21 protein-coding genes, 2 tRNA genes and 1 CRISPR repeat array are annotated in these 24,235 nt (G+C 51.6%); of the genes, 16 read left to right on the top strand and 7 right to left on the bottom strand.

Annotated elements, in window-relative coordinates; genetic code table 11:
* Positions 1 to 7: 7 nt before the first annotated feature.
* The 3 genes from cas2 to JX360_RS01295 all read left to right on the top strand — a co-directional run bounded on the left by cas2 (position 8) and on the right by JX360_RS01295 (position 8,246).
* Positions 8 to 286, top strand: a complete 279-nt coding sequence (cas2, locus tag JX360_RS17810; protein WP_244348639.1) for a CRISPR-associated endonuclease Cas2 — start codon at positions 8 to 10, stop codon at positions 284 to 286.
* 230 nt (positions 287 to 516) lie between these two features.
* Positions 517 to 7,070: a CRISPR direct-repeat array (repeat unit 36 nt; unit sequence GTCCCTATTCATTAGGGATCCCCATAAATTGGAAAC).
* Positions 7,071 to 7,272: 202 nt separating this feature from the next.
* Positions 7,273 to 7,902: a hypothetical protein gene (locus tag JX360_RS01300; protein ID WP_244348637.1), complete on the top strand. Its 630-nt coding sequence runs from the start codon at positions 7,273 to 7,275 to the stop codon at positions 7,900 to 7,902.
* A gap of 270 nt (positions 7,903 to 8,172) precedes the next feature.
* Positions 8,173 to 8,246, top strand: a tRNA-Arg gene (locus tag JX360_RS01295).
* A 57-nt stretch (positions 8,247 to 8,303) separates the two neighbouring features.
* Here JX360_RS01295 and JX360_RS01290 read toward each other — a convergent pair.
* Entirely contained in the window at positions 8,304 to 9,266 is a 963-nt protein-coding gene (locus JX360_RS01290; protein ID WP_244348635.1) for an isopenicillin N synthase family dioxygenase, read from the bottom strand.
* A 563-nt stretch (positions 9,267 to 9,829) separates the two neighbouring features.
* On the opposite strand from JX360_RS01290, the gene JX360_RS01285 reads away from it, so the two are divergent.
* The 6 genes from JX360_RS01285 to JX360_RS01250 all read left to right on the top strand — a co-directional run bounded on the left by JX360_RS01285 (position 9,830) and on the right by JX360_RS01250 (position 14,368).
* A complete protein-coding gene (locus JX360_RS01285; RefSeq protein ID WP_244348632.1) occupies positions 9,830 to 10,330 on the top strand; it encodes a hypothetical protein in 501 nt (166 codons plus the stop codon).
* Positions 10,331 to 10,446: 116 nt separating this feature from the next.
* Complete coding sequence (locus tag JX360_RS01280) at positions 10,447 to 11,454, top strand: leishmanolysin-related zinc metalloendopeptidase (RefSeq protein WP_244348630.1); 1,008 nt, start codon at positions 10,447 to 10,449, stop codon at positions 11,452 to 11,454.
* Between the two features lie 125 nt (positions 11,455 to 11,579).
* A complete protein-coding gene (locus tag JX360_RS01275; protein ID WP_244348628.1) occupies positions 11,580 to 11,918 on the top strand; it encodes a hypothetical protein in 339 nt (112 codons plus the stop codon).
* Positions 11,919 to 11,990: 72 nt separating this feature from the next.
* Positions 11,991 to 12,326: a hypothetical protein gene (locus tag JX360_RS01270; protein ID WP_244348626.1), complete on the top strand. Its 336-nt coding sequence runs from the start codon at positions 11,991 to 11,993 to the stop codon at positions 12,324 to 12,326.
* Positions 12,326 to 13,264 (top strand): DMT family transporter, encoded by a 939-nt coding sequence (locus tag JX360_RS17425; protein WP_279611158.1) that lies wholly within the window; start codon positions 12,326 to 12,328, stop codon positions 13,262 to 13,264. Before JX360_RS01270 ends, JX360_RS17425 begins: the two co-directional genes overlap by 1 nt.
* A gap of 12 nt (positions 13,265 to 13,276) precedes the next feature.
* On the top strand, positions 13,277 to 14,368 hold the full coding sequence (locus JX360_RS01250) for a glycosyltransferase family protein (protein WP_244348625.1): 1,092 nt from the start codon (positions 13,277 to 13,279) through the stop codon (positions 14,366 to 14,368).
* Between the two features lie 58 nt (positions 14,369 to 14,426).
* Here JX360_RS01250 and JX360_RS01245 read toward each other — a convergent pair.
* From JX360_RS01245 to ureG, 4 genes are all read right to left on the bottom strand, one after another.
* Positions 14,427 to 14,506, bottom strand: a tRNA-Leu gene (locus JX360_RS01245).
* A 69-nt stretch (positions 14,507 to 14,575) separates the two neighbouring features.
* Entirely contained in the window at positions 14,576 to 16,087 is a 1,512-nt protein-coding gene (locus JX360_RS01240) for a hypothetical protein (RefSeq protein ID WP_244348623.1), read from the bottom strand.
* A 65-nt stretch (positions 16,088 to 16,152) separates the two neighbouring features.
* Positions 16,153 to 16,956, bottom strand: a complete 804-nt coding sequence (locus JX360_RS01235) for an urease accessory protein UreD (RefSeq protein WP_244348621.1) — start codon at positions 16,954 to 16,956, stop codon at positions 16,153 to 16,155.
* Positions 16,953 to 17,621, bottom strand: a complete 669-nt coding sequence (gene ureG, locus JX360_RS01230; RefSeq protein WP_279611157.1) for an urease accessory protein UreG — start codon at positions 17,619 to 17,621, stop codon at positions 16,953 to 16,955. Before ureG ends, JX360_RS01235 begins: the two co-directional genes overlap by 4 nt.
* A 60-nt stretch (positions 17,622 to 17,681) precedes the next feature.
* On the opposite strand from ureG, the gene JX360_RS01225 reads away from it, so the two are divergent.
* Positions 17,682 to 17,933 (top strand): hypothetical protein, encoded by a 252-nt coding sequence (locus tag JX360_RS01225; protein WP_244348619.1) that lies wholly within the window; start codon positions 17,682 to 17,684, stop codon positions 17,931 to 17,933.
* Positions 17,934 to 17,944: 11 nt separating this feature from the next.
* Here the strand turns inward: JX360_RS01225 and JX360_RS01220 are convergent, their stop codons facing one another.
* Positions 17,945 to 18,619, bottom strand: a complete 675-nt coding sequence (locus tag JX360_RS01220; protein WP_244348618.1) for a Uma2 family endonuclease — start codon at positions 18,617 to 18,619, stop codon at positions 17,945 to 17,947.
* 110 nt (positions 18,620 to 18,729) lie between these two features.
* On the opposite strand from JX360_RS01220, the gene JX360_RS01215 reads away from it, so the two are divergent.
* On the top strand, positions 18,730 to 19,287 hold the full coding sequence (locus JX360_RS01215; protein ID WP_244348617.1) for a carboxymuconolactone decarboxylase family protein: 558 nt from the start codon (positions 18,730 to 18,732) through the stop codon (positions 19,285 to 19,287).
* 60 nt (positions 19,288 to 19,347) lie between these two features.
* On the opposite strand, the gene JX360_RS01210 is transcribed toward JX360_RS01215, so the two are convergent.
* Positions 19,348 to 19,677, bottom strand: coding sequence for a DUF3288 family protein (locus tag JX360_RS01210; RefSeq protein WP_244348615.1), 330 nt, complete (start codon positions 19,675 to 19,677; stop codon positions 19,348 to 19,350).
* A 227-nt stretch (positions 19,678 to 19,904) separates the two neighbouring features.
* Between JX360_RS01210 and JX360_RS01205 the strand changes: the two genes are divergently transcribed.
* From JX360_RS01205 to JX360_RS01185, 5 genes are all read left to right on the top strand, one after another.
* Positions 19,905 to 21,089: an NAD(P)H-quinone oxidoreductase subunit H gene (locus tag JX360_RS01205; protein WP_244348820.1), complete on the top strand. Its 1,185-nt coding sequence runs from the start codon at positions 19,905 to 19,907 to the stop codon at positions 21,087 to 21,089.
* Between the two features lie 39 nt (positions 21,090 to 21,128).
* Positions 21,129 to 21,311: a hypothetical protein gene (locus tag JX360_RS01200; RefSeq protein WP_244348613.1), complete on the top strand. Its 183-nt coding sequence runs from the start codon at positions 21,129 to 21,131 to the stop codon at positions 21,309 to 21,311.
* Positions 21,312 to 21,407: 96 nt separating this feature from the next.
* Entirely contained in the window at positions 21,408 to 22,526 is a 1,119-nt protein-coding gene (nuoH, locus tag JX360_RS01195; protein ID WP_244348819.1) for an NADH-quinone oxidoreductase subunit NuoH, read from the top strand.
* 52 nt (positions 22,527 to 22,578) lie between these two features.
* Positions 22,579 to 23,205: an NAD(P)H-quinone oxidoreductase subunit I gene (ndhI, locus tag JX360_RS01190; protein WP_244348612.1), complete on the top strand. Its 627-nt coding sequence runs from the start codon at positions 22,579 to 22,581 to the stop codon at positions 23,203 to 23,205.
* 541 nt (positions 23,206 to 23,746) lie between these two features.
* Entirely contained in the window at positions 23,747 to 24,142 is a 396-nt protein-coding gene (locus JX360_RS01185) for a hypothetical protein (RefSeq protein WP_244348609.1), read from the top strand.
* Positions 24,143 to 24,235: the final 93 nt, after the last annotated feature.

The following is a 24,235-nucleotide window of genomic DNA, read 5'->3' as shown; positions in this document are numbered from 1 at the left end:
TTCTAAAATGTTTCTGTATGTCGTGGTTTATGATACACCGTCGGACAAACGCAGAAAGAAGATTTCTGACTTGTTAGAAGGTTACGGAAAGCGAGTGCAATACAGTGTGTTTGAGTGTGTCTTGGATAAAGATCAGTTTGAAGAATTAAAGTTTCGGCTGCATAAAAGGATCAAATCTGAGGAAGACAGCCTTCGATTCTATCCTTTGTCTAGCCATACGCTTGGTCAGGTGGAGATATGGGGTGGACCGCCGCTAACTTCTGTTCCCGGATCTTTCATTGTGTAAAAGCAATGAACGAGGATCCTCATTCGTTCAGGGTGGCATTGAGCCGCCCTGCGATGACCTGGGAAAATGGCCAAAATGACCTATCCACGTTGACCCGCTCGATCCCTTACAGAGTAAGGCTTTCACCCATGTCTTTGTCCATCCAACTGCCCCTCTCGCCCTCCCTTGCCACCCCCCCCTCGCAAATCGGGCTTGCATGCCTCGCCCTGCTTGGGTTTTAGTGGGGAAGAGTCCCTATTCATTAGGGATCCCCATAAATTGGAAACTAATAACGATGAAGGACAACGCAATAGTTCAAGAAGAACAGTCCCTATTCATTAGGGATCCCCATAAATTGGAAACGGTACGGACTTGCTGTCTGGTTTGCTACCCGTGGCGGTGCAGGTCCCTATTCATTAGGGATCCCCATAAATTGGAAACAATATGGGAGTGCTGTGGCTCTCCAAAAGTGACTTGCTGAGTCCCTATTCATTAGGGATCCCCATAAATTGGAAACCATACTTCTACTCGGTTAGCAAAGAAGAGGGCACATCTATTGTCCCTATTCATTAGGGATCCCCATAAATTGGAAACTGACTAGCATTTGGATCACGGGGAACTGCCCCGTAATCGTCCCTATTCATTAGGGATCCCCATAAATTGGAAACCTTGTTATCCTCCCCATCTCCTCCATCTTTCTGTATTGTCCCTATTCATTAGGGATCCCCATAAATTGGAAACAGCATAAAGCTCAAGGAGTTTTGTTAACTCCATATATCCGTCCCTATTCATTAGGGATCCCCATAAATTGGAAACTAGGACCAACGATAACCCCACGCATAGGAATTTTGGGGTCCCTATTCATTAGGGATCCCCATAAATTGGAAACAATCCAATTCAAAGTAGTTAAGCATGTTGGATGGTGTAGTCCCTATTCATTAGGGATCCCCATAAATTGGAAACAAAAATACTAAGGATCCAGGCAGAAAACTCAAAGATCGAGTCCCTATTCATTAGGGATCCCCATAAATTGGAAACCAATAGGCTTCGAGTTTGGGCAGGGCGGCTTTGAGGGCTGTCCCTATTCATTAGGGATCCCCATAAATTGGAAACATCTTTGCTCAAGTGCCTGCCGCACCACCACCGGAGGTCAGGTCCCTATTCATTAGGGATCCCCATAAATTGGAAACTTTCACAGTCAACCCTGGCGAAACTGCTAGGGTGCTCTGTCCCTATTCATTAGGGATCCCCATAAATTGGAAACTATTCTTCCTCTCATAGACGTTGGGCATTGGTCTGTAAGGTCCCTATTCATTAGGGATCCCCATAAATTGGAAACAAACTAGTCAATACAGGTGCAAGCCTCACCACTTTCACACGGTTGATCTTGTCCCTATTCATTAGGGATCCCCATAAATTGGAAACCATACCGCACTTTGTCTGGTGTTAGCCTCGAACAATCCAAAGTCCCTATTCATTAGGGATCCCCATAAATTGGAAACTTGTGTTGCTGCTGTGTGGCCCCCCAGTGGGCCTGGGCTAACCGTTCAGTCCCTATTCATTAGGGATCCCCATAAATTGGAAACCTCAAGTTTTGGAGGAAGCATGGCACTAGATGAAAAGAGAGTCCCTATTCATTAGGGATCCCCATAAATTGGAAACCTTGCTCATTGTGCCCGTGGTGATGCCTTCTCCAATAGCAACACGTCCCTATTCATTAGGGATCCCCATAAATTGGAAACAACGTCAGGGGGCTATCCCCCTGGCCCCCTTACCCCGCATTCCGCGTCCCTATTCATTAGGGATCCCCATAAATTGGAAACTACCCTTGGTGATTGCCTTGCCTACCAATGGCATGTTGCCGTCCCTATTCATTAGGGATCCCCATAAATTGGAAACTACTGACGTCAAACCTGCAAAGCGAAGTCGTACCCAAGGTCCCTATTCATTAGGGATCCCCATAAATTGGAAACGTTTTGTAGGCAGTCGCAGCAGAGAACCGGCAAGCAGTCCCTATTCATTAGGGATCCCCATAAATTGGAAACTTGACTGACTCTTACGGGGATGTGCCCAGCGCTCCGCAGTCCCTATTCATTAGGGATCCCCATAAATTGGAAACTCCTCAGAAAGTTGACCCAGCTCCCCCTCTAACTTGACCAGTCCCTATTCATTAGGGATCCCCATAAATTGGAAACCACTAACAGGGACAATATACAACAACAAATATAGAATAATCAAGGTCCCTATTCATTAGGGATCCCCATAAATTGGAAACTCTTTTGTTGAATTGCGCTCTTTTGCGCTCGGCTTTCTGTCCCTATTCATTAGGGATCCCCATAAATTGGAAACTCTATATCATTCCCACTGTTGTTTAATTAAGCTTTCAACAGTGTCCCTATTCATTAGGGATCCCCATAAATTGGAAACGCAATTACCGGAATTTATCCGGATGTAGTTTAGAAGAGGCTGTCCCTATTCATTAGGGATCCCCATAAATTGGAAACCCGGCTGTTCAAACTTGAATTCGCTCAGCCAGCCTGAGCGTCCCTATTCATTAGGGATCCCCATAAATTGGAAACGGATGTCGACGGGTGCGTCATAGTACTCGCACCTAAAAATGTCCCTATTCATTAGGGATCCCCATAAATTGGAAACGCCAAGTTTCCTACCAGTTTCAGCTATATTAATTAACGTCCCTATTCATTAGGGATCCCCATAAATTGGAAACTTGATTCACAACACCTGCATTGCCTTTCTAGAGGCTAGTCCCTATTCATTAGGGATCCCCATAAATTGGAAACAGCTCTGCCTTTTAGGGCGGCTTTTACACTATAATTGTGAGCGTCCCTATTCATTAGGGATCCCCATAAATTGGAAACGCTAGAAAACTATGAGAAATAGCTACACAGCTGATTTTCCTTGTCCCTATTCATTAGGGATCCCCATAAATTGGAAACGTCCGTGATAGGACCGGTAGTATCCTGTGGTGCTAAGGTCCCTATTCATTAGGGATCCCCATAAATTGGAAACTATTCTTTGGATAGAGATTAGGTCGCTAAGATGCCTTGAGAAGTCCCTATTCATTAGGGATCCCCATAAATTGGAAACAAGTAAATACACCAGCAACTCCTACAAAAGTTAGAACGTCCCTATTCATTAGGGATCCCCATAAATTGGAAACTCAGGGGGTGAATCACGAGTTCCCCCTTCTCAAAAAGTCCCTATTCATTAGGGATCCCCATAAATTGGAAACCAGGATGTTCATAGCCAATGGCTCCTGAGGTACTAGAAGGTCCCTATTCATTAGGGATCCCCATAAATTGGAAACACACCTTTCTCCTACCGAAATGAACACAACTCTAGAAGTCCCTATTCATTAGGGATCCCCATAAATTGGAAACCAGAACCTACGGCTCCTACGTCCGCCGCTCTACGATTTTGGATGTCCCTATTCATTAGGGATCCCCATAAATTGGAAACACAAAGCCTTGGTCGGACCGGATCATTGTCTGAATGTCCCTATTCATTAGGGATCCCCATAAATTGGAAACACTGAGTTCAACTCCAGTGATGTATGGGTGTTCATGTCCCTATTCATTAGGGATCCCCATAAATTGGAAACTTCAGGCATGTCTTCGCTGCTTCCAGCGGAGCATTTAGCGTCCCTATTCATTAGGGATCCCCATAAATTGGAAACCTCTGTGTCATAGAGCCAGGGTTTAGCCCGCCCTGTTGTTGGTCCCTATTCATTAGGGATCCCCATAAATTGGAAACCTCGTGTTGTCCCTCAGAATGTTTCGCCTAACGCGCAAAGGTCCCTATTCATTAGGGATCCCCATAAATTGGAAACACTCCTTCAGCTCTATGCGGATATCCTCTCCCGGACTTGTGAGTCCCTATTCATTAGGGATCCCCATAAATTGGAAACAACCGATTTCTTGTTTACCCATTTCTCTCTCTCCTGTCCCTATTCATTAGGGATCCCCATAAATTGGAAACCCTAATGACGATAGATTAAATCAGTCGTTTAGAGAAATGTCCCTATTCATTAGGGATCCCCATAAATTGGAAACTCGGCTCCCAGCCAGTCCCCCCAGTCAAACCGCCCCAGTGTGTCCCTATTCATTAGGGATCCCCATAAATTGGAAACCTTAAGTCGAATACTATTGAAGTGTATCCTGATACTTCGTCCCTATTCATTAGGGATCCCCATAAATTGGAAACCAGCCTCTACAGGTGGTGCAGGCGTATTGATACCAGTCCCTATTCATTAGGGATCCCCATAAATTGGAAACAGGATCATTTCATACAAAGCTTCTGGTTTTAACTCAGGATGTCCCTATTCATTAGGGATCCCCATAAATTGGAAACCCCCCGGCGGAATGGCTCATCCTGGCTCTATGCCTAGTTACGGTCCCTATTCATTAGGGATCCCCATAAATTGGAAACTTCTTGACGCGCATAGGCGCCGCTGCCCATTTGCGCCAGTGTCCCTATTCATTAGGGATCCCCATAAATTGGAAACGTCAAGGAACAACTAGTTCAGAAGTCAATATACTAGATGATGTCCCTATTCATTAGGGATCCCCATAAATTGGAAACGGACAAAGCCTTCGGTTGTCCTGATCAACATTTGTACCTGTCCCTATTCATTAGGGATCCCCATAAATTGGAAACACACCTGGGAATATAAATCCCAGGTTATCTAGTTTCTTGTCCCTATTCATTAGGGATCCCCATAAATTGGAAACTCTAGATACATATTGGTGTCTTCTTCGTTTTCACAAATAAAGGGTCCCTATTCATTAGGGATCCCCATAAATTGGAAACGGTATCATCTACACCTTGGTTGTTATGTCATGTTAACCTTGTCCCTATTCATTAGGGATCCCCATAAATTGGAAACACGAATATCTCCCCATTCTAGGTCTTCTTTCACCTCTTGTCCCTATTCATTAGGGATCCCCATAAATTGGAAACAAGTTGTTGTGAGCATCTTTCAGTAGTTTAATGACTTTTTCGTCCCTATTCATTAGGGATCCCCATAAATTGGAAACCGCTCTAGCTTGATGCAAGTATTGAGGATCCCGACCCAGTCCCTATTCATTAGGGATCCCCATAAATTGGAAACACTCAGTAATGCCGAGCAGAATATCCTCAATACTATCAAGTCCCTATTCATTAGGGATCCCCATAAATTGGAAACGTTCTTCTTTCGGCTCTGGGAGAATTTTGGCCATTACCGCAGTCCCTATTCATTAGGGATCCCCATAAATTGGAAACGTAATAGCCAGCGTATTGGGATCCCCGTTAATGCGGATAGTGTCCCTATTCATTAGGAATCCCCATAAATTGGAAACTGGCCTTGGGCTCAGCAGGCTCCTCCAACAGGTGCGGGTTGTCCCTATTCATTAGGGATCCCCATAAATTGGAAACCCACGATATGCAAGGCTATGCCAACGCGTTGACCGCGATTGCGTCCCTATTCATTAGGGATCCCCATAAATTGGAAACAGACAGGTCGAGGTTTTAATACAGGAAGTGCGCTTTAACTCTCGTCCCTATTCATTAGGGATCCCCATAAATTGGAAACCGTTTTCGTCCCCGACCGCCGCTCGGAGGATATTCCCGAAGTCCCTATTCATTAGGGATCCCCATAAATTGGAAACTGCTGGTACCCGACAACGGTTGGCTGCACGGGTTTGCCAGTAGTCCCTATTCATTAGAGATCCCCATAAATTGGAAACATTGTTTACCTTGGGGATCCCATGCAATTACCACCAGTTGTCCCTATTCATTAGGGATCCCCATAAATTGGAAACATCGCCAATGAACAAAAACTTTAGCCCATCCAGATTCGTCCGTCCCTATTCATTAGGGATCCCCATAAATTGGAAACTAGATCTATACGACAAGGTTCCGCCCGCCCAATCGAGTCCCTATTCATTAGGGATCCCCATAAATTGGAAACTTCGAAAGAGGCTAGCATAAGCAATCCAAACTCTACGTCCCTATTCATTAGGGATCCCCATAAATTGGAAACTTTATCCTTATATCATCTTCAGGAATAGGAAAATATGTCCCTATTCATTAGGGATCCCCATAAATTGGAAACAATTAGAAAGTTTAAATGGCACTTATACCGATACAGCCGTTTGTCCCTATTCATTAGGGATCCCCATAAATTGGAAACGAGTTCTTGGTCAAGCAAGCAGAATGGGCCGACTTTGATGTCCCTATTCATTAGGGATCCCCATAAATTGGAAACCTAAATACTTGGGGATCTATACCAATGATGTAAGGATGTCCCTATTCATTAGGGATCCCCATAAATTGGAAACTTGCTAAATAAGACAAAGGTATTGGCTTTTCAGCATCTTGCTGTCCCTATTCATTAGGGATCCCCATAAATTGGAAACTAACCAGGTAGTGACCAAGAACTTTGTATCTAGATCTCTGATGTCCCTATTCATTAGGGATCCCCATAAATTGGAAACCCCACCCCGGTAAGCTCTTAATCTTTTCGTACTCCTCCTCCGACGTCCCTATTCATTAGGGATCCCCATAAATTGGAAACCCAAACCGATCGGATCCCTGTTGTGGAGCCTGTTGGAGTGTTGTCCCTATTCATTAGGGATCCCCATAAATTGGAAACTCGCATTGGTGGGATCCCGTCGCCCGCCGGGTTGGGAAGTCTCTATTCATTAGGGATCCCCATAAATTGGAAACGCTGACCGTGACACCCAGTAGGGATCCCAGAAGCAGAAGGGTCCCTATTCATTAGGGATCCCCATAAATTGGAAACGGGTTGATTGCCGACCTTTCAGGATGAGTATAAATACCACTAGGCAAATTCGTCATAGTACGGGCATAATCTATGCGTATATCCCCTAGTGGGTATGCCTATAAAGCTCATGTAGCACCTCGCTAAACCAGTGACATGACCCGCCATCCCGTAGGGATGGTGTGTCTATGTTTCGGTCGAAAAGTAAGCGAGGGAGTTACATATGGCTACCTGGGTTCACCTGCAGCCACAGTCCATCAAGTGCTGCTTCTCTCAAGATTTAAAGCCTCAGCTCCAGCAAAGCCCCGATGAGCTAGCCCAAAAGCTGAGAGCCGATGAAGATTACATTCGCTCCGAGCGTATTCGGCTGCGCCACCTCAACCGCATCCTCGTTAAGAAAAGGCGGAAGCCCATTAAGTTACCCACCTATCGATGGACATCGGAGCATGCTCTTAGTCTCACGGCTAAGGTGGTGCCCCTTCTACTCGGCACCACGGTTGCCTGTATTTTCGACGGCACCTATCTGGCTATTGCCCACGAAGGTTCGGACGAACTCAGTCTGCTGCGGGTGAGCGGTAGGCCGAATCCCTTTGCCCATCTTGTGCTGGATCGGCCACCCAAAGGGGGAAAGCGGCTGCCATTGCTCCTAGCCCTTAGCCAACTCCTCAAGCATCCCCTCAAGCCTGAGGTGGTGGCAGCCCTCCGCTGTTGGCAGCGTTTGCGGGCCATCTATCCCGCCGGATCCCTGGTGCGGGATCGCCAGATGCACCAGCTCTTTCAGCCGGAGCAGCTCCACAGCCTGGTGCAGTTGCAGTTCCTCACTCACCTAGGACGACACTATCGCCTACGTTGATGAACTCAGATAGGGATCCCTGTTTGGCCCCTCAAATCGCCCTCAGGGATCCCGCCATAGTGACAGGCATTGACCAGCTTCTCTTTCGAGATCCCATGAGTGAGTAGGCTTTGGGCATTGTGTCGGCCTTCTGGGGTAACTGGCTACTCTTGTCTAAAACTGCACCTCAACTGCTCTGAAGCGGCCATAACGTTGTCTGTTACCCCTAGAGTACAAAGCCTCTCCGATTTGAGATAGACTGACCCGGTGACCCTTCAGCCGTTCGTTTTTGGGGCTGTGGCTCAGATGGATAGAGCAAGCGCCTCCTAAGCGCTAGGTCGGCGGTTCGAATCCGCCCAGTCCCGTTGTTCCCAGAATCCAGCCCAATCAGAATCCAGCCCAATCAGGGCGCTGGTGTCGAATCAGCCTTTGGCCGGGGATCCGGCCAAGCCAATTTCGGTTAAGCGTTGATTAAGGTACTCACCAGCTGTCAGGCTAGGAAAGATCGGGATCCCGCCGGTACGCGCCACACAAGCCGGTAGAGGTGTGAGATCCACCTCAGCTCGTGGATGAACAAAGAACGGGATAGAGAACCGGCGTTCCCGGTCGTTGTCGGGGTTAGTGACCCGGTGGGTGGTGCTGCGCAACAGGCCGTTGGTGAGGTTCTGCAACATATCCCCAGCATCGACAATGATCTGACCGGGCAGAGCCGAAATGGGTAACCAAGATCCATCTCGTTGCAGGAGTTCTAGCCCTGGCGCAGTGGCTTCGCACAAAAGCGTGATCAGATTAATATCTTCGTGGGCCGCTGCTCGCAAACTTTGAGGAGGGGCTGCCGCAGGGATCGGCGGGTAATGAATCACCCGCAGTAGGTTGGCTCCCCCCTCGACCGTTTCTGGCAAATAATCGGCAGGCTCTCCCAAATACAAAGAAATCGCCCGCAACAAGCCCCGGGCACAAGCTTCCAACTGGGCGAACAACTCTGTCATCACCTTCTGAAATTGGGGCACCTGCTGTGGCCAGATATTGGCGGGAAAGTTGGGATCCCCTTCGCGGCCAATGTGCCAGAACTCTTTCAGGTCGGGGTAAGGATGATCTTTGGCGTGTTCTTTGCCGAAATGAGTGTAGCCCCGTTGCCCCAGTAGCGCAGGATCCTCGTAAGCTCTCTTGGCAGGCTCTGGTAGAAGGAAAACAGCCTCTGCCGTCTCATAAGCCTCCCGAATCAAGGCTGGCGATAGACCATGGTTGATCAGGGCAAAAAAGCCGATCTGCTGCAAGGCCTCCCCCACCTGCTGGACAAACCGCTCCTGCTCACGTGCCGTCCCTTTCTGAAAGGTGGCGAAATCAACAACAGGGATGGTCTGGCGTTGGGGAGTGGTCAACATGGCAAGGGTCATCCTTCGGAACAGTGGACACTTTCACAAGCTGGGTGCATGGTACTCTATGCTACTCTCTATGCCTCGTTAAATCTTGAGACTTATCCTCAGGGATCCTGTTTATGGGTATATCTACAATATCTAGAGTCTCATGCTCCCTATCTATTTGATTTCCCACAATATGTAGTCGAAAATCTTGATGGACATCCATTGGATTCTGTTGTATTTCCTCGGAGATTGGGCTTGAAATGACCACGTGTGCCCCTTTTGAGAAGGCTGTGATACAGTCAATAGAAGTTATGACTGAGCCCTCCCCCGAACGCAGTTTGGATGTTTGCGGATGAAAACTGGAAGGAGTCTTCCTTGTTGCATTCGGTTAAGTTTTCGGTTGAGCAGGCGGCCTCTTGACCTCTAGGTTGGTGAACCCTCCTACCAAGAACACTTTTCATGATGGGTCAGTGGTAATCCTGTTTAGACTTGTTGAGATCAATATATTTTGTAGGGAGTAATCATTCTTTTTTTCGGCTTTTGTTGTTTCTGAATCCGGTTCACCGTTCAAGACTGACTATCCTATGACAGACACTCGCCCTTGTGCCCCCTGCATTGTGGATGCTGGAACTTTGGTTAGCAAGCGAGATATTTACCGGCTTCTAGCGGATCTGGGGCATGTTCGATACTTTGATATCGTTGATGGCTGGGTGCGAAAACAGGGGGAGGGCTATGTGATGGAGGTGTTTCAGGATCCCACGGCGGCCACATTGGTGGTGAACCGCAGCCTCTACCTGAATTTGGATAGCTTTGATTACGCTTGTTTGCGGGATCCCGCCTCAATGGGTTCCGCCCGACCTAGAGGGTCAACGGAAGCGACCCTTCCCGATACGGAGCAGCCCGGTGTGGTGATCGATCTGGTTCAGGACAGTCGCGTTTTGCGCTTGGTTCCTTTATCGGATCCCCTCTCGGATCCCGTGCAGCTTTTAGAAGATACCCAGGCGTTGCGGGCGGCAGCGGTGGATGTTTTGGCCGCAGGCTGGGGGATAGAAGAGGAGGATAGCTCCTCCAACTCGCTGGGGTGAGAGGATTTGCCCTGAAAACAGACCTCCGCTTGGGGTGTGACGCAAATCCTTTCCGTAAGGATTGTCACAGCCGGTATGATCCGTCTGGGTAGCGGCTACTCTACATTGGTTTTCAGATGACTATTTTTCGGGCTTTACAACAGCTCATGGGGGGAGCATGGGGCCTTCGCCTTGTGGGATCCCTGATGGCCATGCTTTTGGTGATTGCGCTGAAAGCCTGTGGCGGAGGGGGGGGATCCACTCCTGTCAGCGTGATTCCGACGGCTCCCCCAACCTTGGTGCCAACTCCGACATCACCACCTGCTGCTCAGTTCACCATTGATGTCCGCTTCCCAGATACCAGCCTCAGCCCCAGCCAACAATCGATTATTCGCAGTGCGGCTCTGCGCTGGCAGCAAATTATTGTCGGTGATCAACCGAATTTGCCCCCCACCAACATTCAAGCCAACGAATGTGACCGGGGCTTCCCCAGCACTCCTCTCAACTTCCCTATCGATGATCTATTAGTGGAAGTGCGGGCTAGGAATCTCAACGACGAACGGATTCTGGGGGGATCCGCCCCTTGTTTTGTGCGGGCTTCCAACGGCTTGCCCTTTTACTCGGTGATCCTATTCAACACGCAAAACCTGGCGGACTTAGAGGGGCGTGGCGACCTGCCCATTACTGCCCTGCATGAGTTAGGCCATGCGCTTGGTTTTTTACCCACGGTTTGGGAGCCTAAGGGTCTGACCGCGGGTTTGGTGGGGCGGGATCAACCAACTCCTGCCGGTTACGATCCTCGGTTTATTGGCCTCAACGCCGTCAATGCCTTCAATACCCTAGGGGGCAATGCCACATCTGTACCCTTAGAAAATCAGTTTGGAGCGGGATCCCGAGATTCCCATTGGCGGGAAAGTGTTTTGGGCCGGGAGCTGATGACCACGCGGATTGACCGGGAGGTGGCTAACCCCCTCAGCATTCTCACCGTCGGATCCATGGCCGATATTGGGTATGGCGTGGACTTGTCGGCAGCCGATAGCTTTAGCCTGGGCCGCGGTGGCGGGGCTGCCGAACCGTTGGAGTTACGAGAATTGGATTGGGTAATGCCAATTCAGCGCATTGATGCCCAAGGTCGACGGGTGTAAAGCAGCTCGATAGCGACCCAGAGAAAGAGCATATTTACTCATCGTCAAGAAGGGGGCTCTTAACAATAATAGAGTTCAGGTTGCATAACTTCACGACCCTAAACGAACCTTCATCACAATCAGCCATGAGTATTCTCAAAAAGCTTTTCGGTGGTCTTTTCTCTTTCTTTGGCATTCTCTTCGGTGGCCTGCTGGATTTTGTCACCGGCCCCTTCCGTTCTGCGCCGGATCCGGCTCAGGTGGCCAGCACCCCGCTCCAATCGGCAACGCCTGAGGTGGTGGATGCTGCTTCTGCCAGCCCTGTTGCAGTGACGGTGAGTGCTCCGGTCAGTAAGCCCAAAGTGGTGGTGGAGAAGCCCTTTGTACCCAACCAGATCCCAACCCCACGTCCCAACCGTCGCCCTGGCCCAGCTCTGGATATCTTCCGCAGCATGGCCCAAGAGATCCCGTCTATACGCGCCTAACTGGCTTAGCAGAGGAGGCAGTCCCTAAGATAGACCCTAAGATAGAGATGGCAATGCTGGAGAGGGCTCCCCATGTCTGATCTTTCCTTCTCAGAACAAGAACGGCTGAAACAGATTGAGCGTGAGTTGGAGCAGGCATCTGCGGCGCAGGGATCCCCTACCTCTAGCTCCCAGAACCCTGTTCAATCTCTGCTGGAGACCTGGGGACGCCCCCTGCTCACAGTCTTGGCCATCTTGGGTTGCATCCTTTTGGTGGGCTTGTTCTTCCGGGTTTTTGGCACGGTTCTGAAGTTGGTGGTGGTGGCAGGGTTGGGCTATTTGCTCTATGCCTTTGTAGTGGCTCCCCGGTTGGGGCTTCGCTCTGGGGCCAAGTCGGATCCCGAGGGTTCTGAGGCTGACGGTTTTTAATGCAGCACACCCAATACGGCACACCCAAAGGGAGGGCAAGGGATCCGTTGCCAGCCTATCTTTACATGACAGCGGCTATTTTGGGTTGGGCTACTGCTGCTAGCGCTTTTAAGTTGGGGCTGCAGCATTTCCCGCCGACGGTTTTGCTGATTTTCTCCGCCCTCAGTTCCTGGGGGGTTCTGGGGGTTGTTTTGCTGCTCACTGGACGCATGGGGTTGGTTCTGCGGCAGAGCTGGGCCCAGATTCGGCTCTCGGCTGTGCAGGGTTTGCTTAACCCCTTTGGCTATTATCTGGTGTTGTTCCAAGCCTACGACCGGCTCTCGGCACAGGCGGCCTTGGCCCTCAATTACACCTGGCCGGTGGCTTTGGCGCTGCTGGCGGTTCCGCTTTTGCAAGAACGGTTCCGCTGGCGGATGTTCCTGGCTTTGGGGGTGAGCTTGCTAGGGGTGGTGTTGGTGGCTACGGGGGGAGCCTGGCGTACCTTGCAGGGGGGGGATCCCTTGGGGGTGTTGCTGGCAGTGGGCAGTGCCGGCATTTGGGCCCTCTATTGGCTGCTGAATGTGCGGGATCAACGGGACGGAGTGCTGAAGCTGTGGATGGGGTTTGGGTTTGGTAGCGGTTATTGCCTGTTGTTGCTGCCTTTCCAAACGGTGCAGTGGAGCGGGGCAGGGTTGGGGTGGGCAGCCTATATTGGATTGGCGGAAATGGGCCTCACCTTTGTGTTCTGGTTACGGGCTTTGGAGCTGGCCGGTCATCGGGGATCCCTGGCCAATTGGGTGTATGTGACGCCATTTTTGTCTTTGGGGTTGATTGCCGTGATTTTGCGCGAACCGATTGCGCTGGGATCCGTGGTCGGGTTGGGGCTGATCATTGCCAGTAACCTATACGGGCTGGGAGCCCGGGCGGAAAAGCCCGCTGCGGATGCTGTTCTGTCTTGAGGGTCTGCCGTGATGAATCCGATTCCCCTCTACGTTGCGGTGACTGCCCACGGCTTTGGCCATACCACTCGTCTGGCGGCGGTGATCAATACTCTGCTGCGGCGGGATGCAAATGTTTTGCCCATTTTTGTCACTCCAGCACCCCGCTGGCTCCTGGAGCGCTATGTGCAGGGGAAATTCTTGCATCGGCCCCGACAGTTGGATGTAGGGGTGGTGCAGCCGGATGGCCTACAGGCAGATTTACCGGCCACATTGACAGCCCTGAAGGAGTTCAAAGCGAGATCGGCTGCTCTCATCCGCGCAGAAGCCGATTTCATCCGTACCCAGCGCGTGCCGTTGGTCTTTGCCGATGTACCTCCGATCGCGGCTGCCATTGCCAAAGCGGCTGGGATCCCCTGTTGGATGGCCAGTAACTTTGGCTGGGATTTTATCTATCAAGACTATGGCGCCGAGTTTCAGCCGTTTGTGGCCTGGATCCGAGATCTGTACGGGCACTGTGATCGCCTGTTCCGGTTGCCGTTTAGTGAGGCCATGAGCGCTTTCCCCCATCAGCAGACCGTGGGACTGACAGGCGGGGATCCCCAGTTTTCAGCGGCAGAGGTAGCCGCCAAGTTGCAGTTGCGGTTGGAGCAGCCCACAGCCTTGTTTACCTTCGGAGGATTGGGGTTGCAAGGCTTTCCCTACCCGCGACTACAAGACTTTCCCGACTGGCAGTTTCTCACCTTTGACCGGCAGGCCCCACCGTTACCCAACTTGACTCTATTGGATGGGCAGGTCTGGCGACCGGCGGATGTCATGCCCCTCTGTCGCTGGGTGGTGTCTAAGCCGGGCTATGGCACCCTAGCCGAGGCCTTGCGCAGCCGCACGCCAATGGCCTGTGTCACCCGTTCTGGGTTTGCCGAGTCGGAACTGTTGATCGAGGGATTGCAGCGCTATGGCTGGCATCGCATTCTCTCCCCGGAAGAGTTTTTCCAGGGATCCTGGGACTTTTTAAGGGATCCCGCCCACCCACCCCAGATGCCGGATGGATTGGATCTGCAGGGCAACGAAACCATCGCCACCGCCCTTCAGACCCACCTTTGCCCTATTGAGCCTCAAGAATAGTTGCAAGTACAGTACCGCTCCTCAGAGTTACCAAAGCAGCAGCAATATAAGGATTCAGTGGGCAAGGTCGGATTCGAACCGACACGGTTTCCCGCCGCATTTTGAGTGCGGTGCGTCTACCAGTTTCGCCACTCGCCCAAAGCAAGACTAATATACTACAGAACCGGCAGAACCTCGTCAACTGGCTGGAACGGGATCCCGGCCCCTCTAGTTGCCGCGAGATTTCTCCAGTTGTTGGGCCTTTTGCCGCAGCTTACGGGTTTGCTCCATCACCTCCTCAAGATCCTCATGAGACAGCCGCTCTACGTAGTTGATCTTGATCTCTTCCAGCAGATCTCTCAGCAGTGAGCGAATCTCCTCTAGGGCATGTTGTTGGCTGAGTTCCCGCACCAAAGCCTCCCCAAACCGTTGCGTCAGTTGGGCTGTGAGCTTAGAGCCGACGGGATCCTCAAAGCTGCCCGTCAGGGTTTGGTAGGTGGTGGTGGTCAGCTCACTAGCCAGGCGTTGGGTCAGTTGGCTAGGCAGGGATCCCAATCCGGGCAACCGCTCTAGGGTTTGGATGGCGGGTAGTTGTTTGAGAAGGCTATCCAGGTTGTAGCGGAGCAGTTGTTCCACATCCGGCTGCACTTGCGGTAAGACACGGTAGAGCACAATCCGAATCAGAATATTGGCAATGGCCTCGATCTCGTTGGTCTCGTTGATGTCGATGTAGTCACGGGGAGTCTTGGCGGCTGAAAGCAAGGGCAGGGATCCGCGTTGAATGGATCCCTGAATTTGGTTGATCACCCGCACCACCACCACTTCTGTCAGATCTTCCGCAAAATTGGTAACAAAGCCTTGGCTCACTTGCGCCCGTACCCGCTCTAGATCCAACAACTGCGATTGTCCCAACCGGATCGTTACCGGGATCACCCGTAGCCAGCGCCAAAAGGGGAGCAGCAACAGGGCATCGTACCAGCGCCAGAGCATGGCATCCAGCCAGTTCACCCCGGTATAACGGCGGCTAATCACCACCGTCCGCAACAAAAATTCCAGCCCAAACAACAGCACAAAGGGAAAATCTAGCGCTGGAAAAAAATCAACGGGGTTACCGCTCTCTCCAATGGGACGGGAGTAGTTGATCTCAAACAGAGGACGAAGCCGGCTCTGGAAAAACTCGATGCCATCTTCTGGAGCAACAGTGGCCAAGTACTGGGGAGTCCAAAAGCGAGAGAAAGCAGCCCGAGCAGAGTCCTCCTGCATATGCTCCCGCATCAGATTGAGAATACGAACAAACTGACCCGTCTTGCCCGCCGCCTGAAAGGGGTTGGTATCAATGAGTTCATTGCTGCGAGCCCGCAGTTGAAAGAGAATCTGCCGAGCCGGTTCCGATTCCACCCCAAAGCGCAGGGTCACCTGCCGTAATTCATCCACCAATTCCAAATACTGTTGAGTTTCTGGGTTAGGCTCAATGCCTTTCACTCGGTCGTACAGATCAGTTACCGGAGAACGACTGGTTTCGGTGGAGAGAATCGGCAGGGGGATCGGTGGGCCAAACCCCCCAAAAATTTGGACCCGCCCCTGCAACCAAAAGTCTCGCCCAGGCACATAGCTAAGATCGAACAGCACCAAACACAAGTTGCTCAGAGCAATCAGGGCCATCCCCTTCTCGTAGAGAAGCATCCAGCGATTGCGTCCCTTTAAGATGGAACGTTTAATGATCCGTTGAGCAGAGTTCATGGCGCAGCTTCAAACCCTCTCCTCAGGTTGGCCTGAACCAGACTACCATTCCCTTTCCTCTGCCTTTAAGCAAGAGCCGAACGCCCAACTGACCCCACCCGTTGAAAGTTCTGCCAAAGGGTTTCCGCTTGGTGCCCCACCTGCCGCAGAATCCATCCTTTACAGACGGGATCCGGTGACGTCACCCGCCAGTGTTCGGCATCGGTGGGCCAGTCCGGCTCGGGCCAATCCCCTAGCAAATACAGGGATCCCCAACACAAATAGGAGCCAAGCACCGACTTAGCACCCATCTGCTCATGGGGAAAGCGCAAATCCATCTGTTCTTGCAGCCACAGGAGTTGGTTCGGCTGAGGCGAAAGGGTAGGGGTTTCGGGCCGGTCAGTTACCCACACCTGCAGCCGATTGTGCAGACGCTGAAATTGCCACCGTTCCCCCATGGCCAGTCGTCCGGCGGTCCAAATCTCGGCATAGGCCAAACGGGCAGTGGGGGCCAACTGAATCTGTACCTGCTGGCGAAAATCGGCCCCAGCTCCGGGGATAATCGGGTGGGCAATCCAGATCAGTTCACTCTCAGGGGCCAGCGCTACTTGCACCTGTTGCTCGATGACACCGGGGTGTAGGCGGGTTGCCCCTTGGGTACGAATTTCCAGCGCCGAGGCAGTTCCCAGCTCAATCTGAATCTGGTGGCGATCTCCTCCCAACAGGCCACCATTGGGGTTGCGCAAGTAGTAAACAAGCCGTTCCTGTGGGGATCCCTGCAGACCCAAGTTTGGCCCACCTAGCCATTGCAACGGAGCCTGAGAATATTGCCAAACTCGGATGTGCTGGCCCTGCCGAGTGGTTTTCAAAATGGCGCTGCCGAAGTTCACAGGAGGCTCAAAGAAGGGGATCCGGCACCGACGGGGCGAAACAACACCTCTTGTTCTAGCCAACTGAGGATCTGATCCAGCCCCTCACCCGTGCGCAAATTGGTGAAGACAAAAGGCTTGTCTCCCCGCATACGGCGTGCATCCCGTTCCATTACCCCCAAGTCTGCCCCCACATAAGGAGCCAGATCAATTTTGTTAATCACCAGCAGATCTGAGCGGGTAATCCCTGGCCCTCCCTTGCGGGGGATTTTATCCCCTTCCGCCACATCAATGACGTAAATGCAGGCATCCACCAGTTCTGGGCTAAAGGTAGCCGCCAGGTTATCTCCCCCCGATTCCACCAGGATCAAATCCAAGTGCAAAAAGCGTCGCTCCAGTTCCTGAATGGCATCTAGGTTCAACGACGCATCTTCTCGAATCGCAGTATGGGGGCAACCGCCGGTTTCCACACCGATAATTCGCTCTGCTGCTAGAGCCTTGGCCCGCACCAAAAATTCAGCATCTTCGCGGGTATAAATATCGTTGGTGACTACCCCCAGCGATAGGGAATCCCGTAGCGCGCAACAGAGCTTTTCCACCAAGGCCGTTTTCCCGGATCCCACCGGCCCCCCAATACCTACCCGCACCGGCTGCTGTGGCAGAGGCTGCGTTACTTCACCCGACATCTGATATCCCACGCTCTTTCAGGGCATTCTAGAACCAGAAGGTCGCAAGGGATCCCCAACATGGTCAGACTTTTGGTGGTGACGGCAGTGGTATTGGTCGGTTTTTTGGTGGTCAACCGTCTTTATCGTGCTTCATATGACCCAGAGGGTCAGCGCCAAACCCATCCTGAGGCCGCTCAACAAGGGATCCCACAGGGAGCACCGATGGAGGTGTACCGATCTCGGGAACAGCTGCAGCAAAACCTGAACCAAAGCGTCAGGGGCACACAGCAGCAGGTGGAAGCCATTGAGCAATCCCTGAGCAATCCTTGATCCCGTCTTCTTCACAGGTGTCTTGACTGGGCTGTGGCAGTCTCTTGGCTGAGTCCACTCTGCACCAGGGCCAGCACTTGGCTGAGGTTCCCCTGCAGCATGGCTGAGGGGCTTAACCACAAGCCTGGAAAAACCCTAGATTTGAGGATGCCATGGGAATCCGGCTCTAGAGGTAGATATTGCCCAGATTGCAAGCTGAACCACGTCAAAGTGGCTTCCTCCACTTGCCAGACCAGATATTCTTGCACTCCATTGCGTCGGTACACCTTTAACTTGCTGTGGAGATCAATAGAAACGCTACTGGCTGCAATCTCCACAATCAACTCCGGCGGCCCTTCAATATAATCGTCCTCACTGACACGGGAGGATCCCCCTTCAATGCGAAGGATAGCGTCCGGTTGTGGTTCGTTTTCCCAGTCGAGGCGAACGGTAGGCTCAATCCCGAACTGAACATTCGCTCTGCCAGCAGCATAAGCACCCAACCAGGCCACAACCAACCCGTGAGGATAGGCATGTCGATTCAGTCGCACGGGCGATGGCATGTAGACGACTCCTTCCACCAGCTCCGCTTTTTTCACCTCAGGCATAGCCTGATAGCGACGTTCAAACTCCTCTCGCGTCAGATGGTCACCATTCTCTAATGGCTGAATGTCTCGGCGAGAACGTGCAGGCGATCTAAGGAGCATGGATTCTGAAAGGAGGACTACTTCCAAGGATAATCAAGTCAAGAAGGCTTGGGTGGATTCCCCAAACGCGCTAAAGTCAAGGATGCCTGAATCAATTGTGTTAACTGCTCATGCGGATCCCTCCTGTCACCCCAGAAAAGGCTGATAAGCAGCTCCAAAAAGTTTACGAAAGCCTGGAAAAAGTCTACGGCACAGCCCTCAACCCCCTGCAGGTGATGGCCCACAAGCCACAACTGATGCGAGCGGTAATGACCCTCTACGGTGCCCTCCATACAGAAAACCCGAACCTCTCCGAAGAACTGAAAGAGCTAATCAGCATTCGCATCTCCCAGATCAATGGCTGTCGGCACTACTGCCTGCCCTACCACACCCTACAGGCGCAAAAGTACGGCGCTACCCCTGCCAAAATCGCAGCGGTTGCCCAGTCCCGTACCAGCACCCTTTACACCGAGGCTGAAAAGCTGGCAATTGAATACGCTGAGCGGATGACGGTACCCAGCATGGTGGTCACCGAGAGCTTCTTTGCCCAATTAAAAGCCATTTGGTCAGAAGCGGATTTGGTGGAGCTGTCGGCGTTGATCGGCTTTATGAATTTCTGGACAAAGGTCATTGCCGCTTTGGATATACCTTTGGATCCGATTTTTGCTGAGCAGTTGCACAGTTCTTAAGGAACAGCAGGGATCCCGGCTTCAAATCTCTATCAAATCCCTATCTGAATCCTATGCATCTCAAGCCCAGTCATCCCGCTTGCTAAAGCTGCGGTCATACACCTGGCCCCGCTCATGAATGGCGCGAGTTTGGACAAACAGTTCTTCTTCGCTCATACCCCACTGCTGCAGGATCTGATCCAGATCCCGTTGCAGATCCCGTGCCCCCGGAAAGCCTTGGTAACGGATGCGCAGTCGGGCCACCTCCGCCAATACCCAATCAGAACGGGGCTGGGCTTGGGCTTGTTCTAGTAGTTGATTCAGAAGATCCCGGTCAGTCGCGTACTGGGGGTGCTGCTGCTCTCGAGAAGCTGCGCGGTTGCTCTCGGGGGATGAACTGGAACCGGCCATAGAAAAGGTTAATCCGTTGCCTTTACCCAACCACGCTACAGCTTTTTCCGACTGCATGTAAGACCTGAGGCTGAGCAGGATCCCTAGCCATTAGGTTGGGGCACACCCTGATGTTGAGGATTGAAATCCATGATGAGTGGGAATATCAGGAAGCGGGGCCAAAGCCGCTATACTGCAAATGTTGCAGACCATGAACTTTCTCAGTTGCGGAGGCGGCGGCTATGCCCATGCCCATGATCGAGACTCGTGCCGACCGGATGTTGCTCAACTTTGGACCGCATCATCCTTCGATGCACGGTGTTTTGCGATTGCTGGTGACCCTCGATGGCGAAAACATTGTCGATTGCGAACCCGTCATCGGCTACCTGCATCGGGGTATGGAGAAAATCGCCGAAAACCGGACAGTAGTGCAATATCTGCCCTACGTTTCCCGTTGGGATTACGGCGCAGGCATGTTCAACGAGGCGATCACCGTCAATGCCACGGAAAAACTGGCGGGGGTGAGTGTGCCAAAGCGGGCTAGTTACCTGCGGGTGATCCTCTTGGAACTGACCCGGATTACCAACCACCTACTTTGGTTTGGCCCTTTCTTGGCAGATTTGGGCGCGCAAACGCCGTTTCTCTACGCCATGCGGGAACGGGAGTGGATTCTTGATTTGTTTGAAGCCGTCACCGGCATGCGCCTAATCAACAACAACTATTTTCGGGTTGGCGGTGTGGCGGTGGATCTGCCCTACGGCTGGACGGAAAAATGCTTGGATTTTTGCGAGTACTTTTTGCCCAAGGTGGATGAGTACGAGCGGCTGGTTACCAATAACCCGATCTTTCGCAAGCGCTTGGAGGGGGTAGGGGTCATTTCCAAGCAAGATGCCATCAACTGGGGGCTGTCAGGTCCAATGCTGCGCGGATCCGGCGTGAACTGGGATCTGCGCAAGGTGGATCATTATGAGTGCTACGACGATTTTGACTGGGAGGTAGCAGTTGCATCAGAAGGGGATTGCCTGGCTCGCTATCGGGTGCGCATGAAAGAAATGCGCGAATCCTGCAAGATTGTGCAGCAGGCAGTGCGGTCTTTGCCCGGTGGCCCGTTTGAAAACCTGGAGGCAAAGCGGATGATGGAGGGGCCTAAGTCAGAGTGGAACAAAGGAGATTACCAATTCATCAGCAAAAAGCCCTCCGCCAATTTCAAGATCCCCAAGGGGGAAGCCTATGTACGCGTGGAGAGTGCCAAGGGAGAACTAGGTATCTACATAGTTGGGGATGATAACGTTTGTCCTTGGCGCTGGAAAATTCGTCCGCCCGGTTTTATCAATTTGCAGGTGTTGCCGCAACTGATTCGGGGCATGAAGGTGGCAGATATGATCGCTATTCTGGGCAGCATCGACATCATTATGGGCGAGGTGGATCGCTAGGATCGCTAAGATCGGTCTAGGAAAGCGAGGATAAGCGCAATGGCCTGGGTGATCTTGGTTTTACCGTTACTGATTGTGGCTGCTGCAGTGGCTATCATTGGCCCGAAGCAATGGATGAAGTATCAAGAGGAAAGACGCCGCCGTGCCGAACAACTTTCGGATGCCCGCCTTCAGGCCATCATCCAGCAGGAACTACGCCGCAATCCCCCCAAGTCAAACTAGGGAAAAATGAGCAGGGAAAAGGGATCCCTGCCCTGCCAAAACCCATAACCCATACAGTCCGTAACCATTATTTCCAGGGAGCAACCGGAGCGCATGATGAATACTGGCATTGACCTGCAGCTTGGATTTGAGACCGCCCTCCAGAACCTGGGCTTGGGAGCCGGTTTGGCTCACGCTCTCTGGATGCCTTTGCCGATGTTGCTGCTGATCATCGCCGCCACCCTGGGCGTAATGGTGATGACTTGGCTGGAGCGGAAAATTTCGGCAGCTGCCCAACAGCGGATTGGGCCCAACATGGCTGGCCCTCAAGGGGTGTTGATCCCCATTGCCGATGGCTTGAAGCTCCTCACCAAAGAGGATGTCCTACCGATTCTGGCCGATCCGATTCTATTCACTTTGGGGCCGGTGCTGGTTTTCCTGCCGGTCTTCTTGTGTTACTTGGTGGTTCCCTTCGGCCAGAACCTGTTGATCTCCAATATTGCCATCGGCGTGTTTTTCTTGATCGCTATCTCCAGTGTGCAACCCATCGGTCTGCTCATGTCTGGGTATGGCTCCAATAATAAGTACTCGCTGCTGGGAGGGTTGCGGGCGGCGGCTCAGTCCATTAGCTACGAACTACCGCTGGCTTTGTCGGTGTTGGCAGTGGTGCTGATGAGCAATGGCCTGGATACAGTAGGGATCGTCGAGCAGCAGAGCGGGCTGGGGATTCTCAGCTGGAATGTGTGGCGGCAGCCGCTTGGTTTTGTGATTTTCTTGATCTCAGCTCTGGCGGAAACGGAACGGATCCCGTTTGATTTGCCCGAAGCTGAAGAAGAGTTGGTGGCCGGTTACCAAACCGAATATTCCGGCATGAAATTCGCCCTCTTTTACTTGGGATCCTACGCCAACCTGCTGCTGGCGTCTCTGATTGCGGCTGTGCTCTATCTGGGGGGCTGGTCGTTTGTGGTGCCGGTGGAGATGATTGCCAACGCATTGGGCATTGCCCTGGATAACCCCTTCCTGCAGATTGGCGCGGCGGCCTTAGGCATTGTGATGACGATGGTGAAGGCATTTGTCTTCGTGTTCTTGGCCATCTTGGTGCGTTGGACTTTGCCGCGGGTGCGGATTGATCAACTGCTGGATTTGGGTTGGAAGTTCTTGCTGCCTGTCTCGTTTGTCAACTTACTGTTGACAGCAGGGCTGAAGCTGGCTTTTCCAACTTTTTTTGGTGGTTGAATGAAGGACGAAAGGGATTAAAACCCAAGCAAGAGAGAGTAGGACAGGCACTATGACTTTTCTAAAGCGCGTAAGCGAATACGTGGGTGATGCAGTAAATGCCGCCAAATACATTGGCCAGGGTATGGGGGTGGTTTTCGACCACATGGGTCGACGCCCAGTGGCGGTGCAGTATCCCTTTGAAAAGTTGATCCCTTCCGAGCGGTTTCGCGGTCGTATTCACTTTGAGTTTGATAAGTGTATCGCTTGCGAGATCTGTGTGCGGGTTTGCCCGATCGATCTGCCGGTGGTGGACTGGGCCTTTAACCCGGAGCTGAAAAAGAAAGAGCTCTACAGCTACAGCATCGACTTTGGGGTGTGCATTTTCTGTGCCAACTGTGTGGAGTTTTGCCCCACCAACTGTCTTTCGGTGACGGAAGATTATGAGCTGGCTGCCTACGACCGCCACGATCTCAACTATCACCAGGCGGCGATGGGCCGGTTACCCTCCAAGGTGACAGAAGACCCGATGGTGACGCCACTGCGGGAGTTTGCCTATCTACCCAAGGGAGTGATCGACCCACACGAGTTGCCTGCCGGATCCCAGCGGGCGGGCAGACGACCTGAAGAGATTTTGGCGGAGATGCGAGCGGCTAAGGCAGCTAAAGAGAAAGAAGCCAAGCCTGCTGCCGCTGAATAAACCTCTTTCGTCAAAGACTACCCCCAATTTCTGCCAGAATCTCTCCAGAATGCTGTGCGAGCACAGCTGGCGAAAAGTCAGTTGTTACAGCCCTTTTAGGCACCTTGCACGCGGAGACTTCTTTTCCATCCGCTGCCCATTGTGTTGCCAGCCCTGCTAGAGTTTGGGTGATGGGATAAGGGATCCCTGGTGGGCTAGTCAGAGAGGATCCCGATGATTATCGGGAGAGTAGGGACACAACATAACAAGGCACTGCACCTGACCTTGTGCTAGATTTTTACCGGTGGTGAGGGATCCCTGGTGGCAGGTGAGTTCAGATGTTAGCCTGCTGGGTCAACGGTGGGGTACAGCTCGAACCATATCTGTTAGTAGCTAGAGCAAATTGAGCGTAAAGGTACAGCCTTACCAGCACCTCGAAACTGCTAGTATGGTTATCATTAAGGGTGAAAAGCCGGAACTGGGGTATGCAAGATCCCGTAGGTGTGCATCATTTAAAACTAATGGGTACAATTGCTCTAGGCGAGAGTGCTGAAAACTAGATATGTCCAGAAAAGAGATACCTGACAGTGCTATCGAGTTAGTTGCTAAACATATCAATACAAGAAGCAACAAAAATTATGGTATTCCCGTAATTGGGCACAAAGAAAATATAGAGACTCCTCAAATATTTGAGATTATTCCCTTCGATCAAATCGATGATAGCGATAGACGGTTCTATGCGATCGATGGTAGCTACAACAGCGAACAGTTTTATAACGGTTTATGCATTGCTATCTATGCGGCTGGCTATATCTGTTTTCACAAAGGTCAGCAGATTCGGATGAATTCTCTGGATGAGCCGGTCATATTAGGTAAGGCATATTATCCACAAAATATTTTGATTACCCATCAAGATCACCTGGTTGGCTCTCCTGACATTTTGGTGTCGATAGTATAATGAGATACTGAGTTCCATGACGAACATTGGTTCCTCTTGATAAGTTATTGGGTCTTGCTGGAGTCAAAATCCAAGAGTTTGTAGAGTTAGAAC

Origin of the sequence: Thermostichus vulcanus str. 'Rupite', from assembly GCF_022848905.1 — a bacterium.
GTDB lineage: Bacteria > Cyanobacteriota > Cyanobacteriia > Thermostichales > Thermostichaceae > Thermostichus > Thermostichus vulcanus_A.
This window is presented reverse-complemented; position numbering and strand designations above follow the sequence as displayed.

What these genes read in the sequence shown, in the direction of transcription:
- cas2 (WP_244348639.1), top strand. Translation starts at nt 8, where the DNA reads ATGTTTCTGTATGTCGTGGTTTATGATACACCGTCGGACAAACGCAGA.
- JX360_RS01300 (WP_244348637.1), top strand. Translation starts at nt 7,273, where the DNA reads ATGGCTACCTGGGTTCACCTGCAGCCACAGTCCATCAAGTGCTGCTTC.
- JX360_RS01290 (WP_244348635.1), bottom strand. Translation starts at nt 9,266, where the DNA reads ATGTTGACCACTCCCCAACGCCAGACCATCCCTGTTGTTGATTTCGCC.
- JX360_RS01285 (WP_244348632.1), top strand. Translation starts at nt 9,830, where the DNA reads ATGACAGACACTCGCCCTTGTGCCCCCTGCATTGTGGATGCTGGAACT.
- JX360_RS01280 (WP_244348630.1), top strand. Translation starts at nt 10,447, where the DNA reads ATGACTATTTTTCGGGCTTTACAACAGCTCATGGGGGGAGCATGGGGC.
- JX360_RS01275 (WP_244348628.1), top strand. Translation starts at nt 11,580, where the DNA reads ATGAGTATTCTCAAAAAGCTTTTCGGTGGTCTTTTCTCTTTCTTTGGC.
- JX360_RS01270 (WP_244348626.1), top strand. Translation starts at nt 11,991, where the DNA reads ATGTCTGATCTTTCCTTCTCAGAACAAGAACGGCTGAAACAGATTGAG.
- JX360_RS17425 (WP_279611158.1), top strand. Translation starts at nt 12,326, where the DNA reads ATGCAGCACACCCAATACGGCACACCCAAAGGGAGGGCAAGGGATCCG.
- JX360_RS01250 (WP_244348625.1), top strand. Translation starts at nt 13,277, where the DNA reads ATGAATCCGATTCCCCTCTACGTTGCGGTGACTGCCCACGGCTTTGGC.
- JX360_RS01240 (WP_244348623.1), bottom strand. Translation starts at nt 16,087, where the DNA reads ATGAACTCTGCTCAACGGATCATTAAACGTTCCATCTTAAAGGGACGC.
- ureG (WP_279611157.1), bottom strand. Translation starts at nt 17,621, where the DNA reads ATGTCGGGTGAAGTAACGCAGCCTCTGCCACAGCAGCCGGTGCGGGTA.
- JX360_RS01225 (WP_244348619.1), top strand. Translation starts at nt 17,682, where the DNA reads ATGGTCAGACTTTTGGTGGTGACGGCAGTGGTATTGGTCGGTTTTTTG.
- JX360_RS01220 (WP_244348618.1), bottom strand. Translation starts at nt 18,619, where the DNA reads ATGCTCCTTAGATCGCCTGCACGTTCTCGCCGAGACATTCAGCCATTA.
- JX360_RS01215 (WP_244348617.1), top strand. Translation starts at nt 18,730, where the DNA reads ATGCGGATCCCTCCTGTCACCCCAGAAAAGGCTGATAAGCAGCTCCAA.
- JX360_RS01210 (WP_244348615.1), bottom strand. Translation starts at nt 19,677, where the DNA reads ATGGCCGGTTCCAGTTCATCCCCCGAGAGCAACCGCGCAGCTTCTCGA.
- JX360_RS01205 (WP_244348820.1), top strand. Translation starts at nt 19,905, where the DNA reads ATGCCCATGATCGAGACTCGTGCCGACCGGATGTTGCTCAACTTTGGA.
- JX360_RS01200 (WP_244348613.1), top strand. Translation starts at nt 21,129, where the DNA reads ATGGCCTGGGTGATCTTGGTTTTACCGTTACTGATTGTGGCTGCTGCA.
- nuoH (WP_244348819.1), top strand. Translation starts at nt 21,408, where the DNA reads ATGAATACTGGCATTGACCTGCAGCTTGGATTTGAGACCGCCCTCCAG.
- ndhI (WP_244348612.1), top strand. Translation starts at nt 22,579, where the DNA reads ATGACTTTTCTAAAGCGCGTAAGCGAATACGTGGGTGATGCAGTAAAT.
- JX360_RS01185 (WP_244348609.1), top strand. Translation starts at nt 23,747, where the DNA reads ATGTCCAGAAAAGAGATACCTGACAGTGCTATCGAGTTAGTTGCTAAA.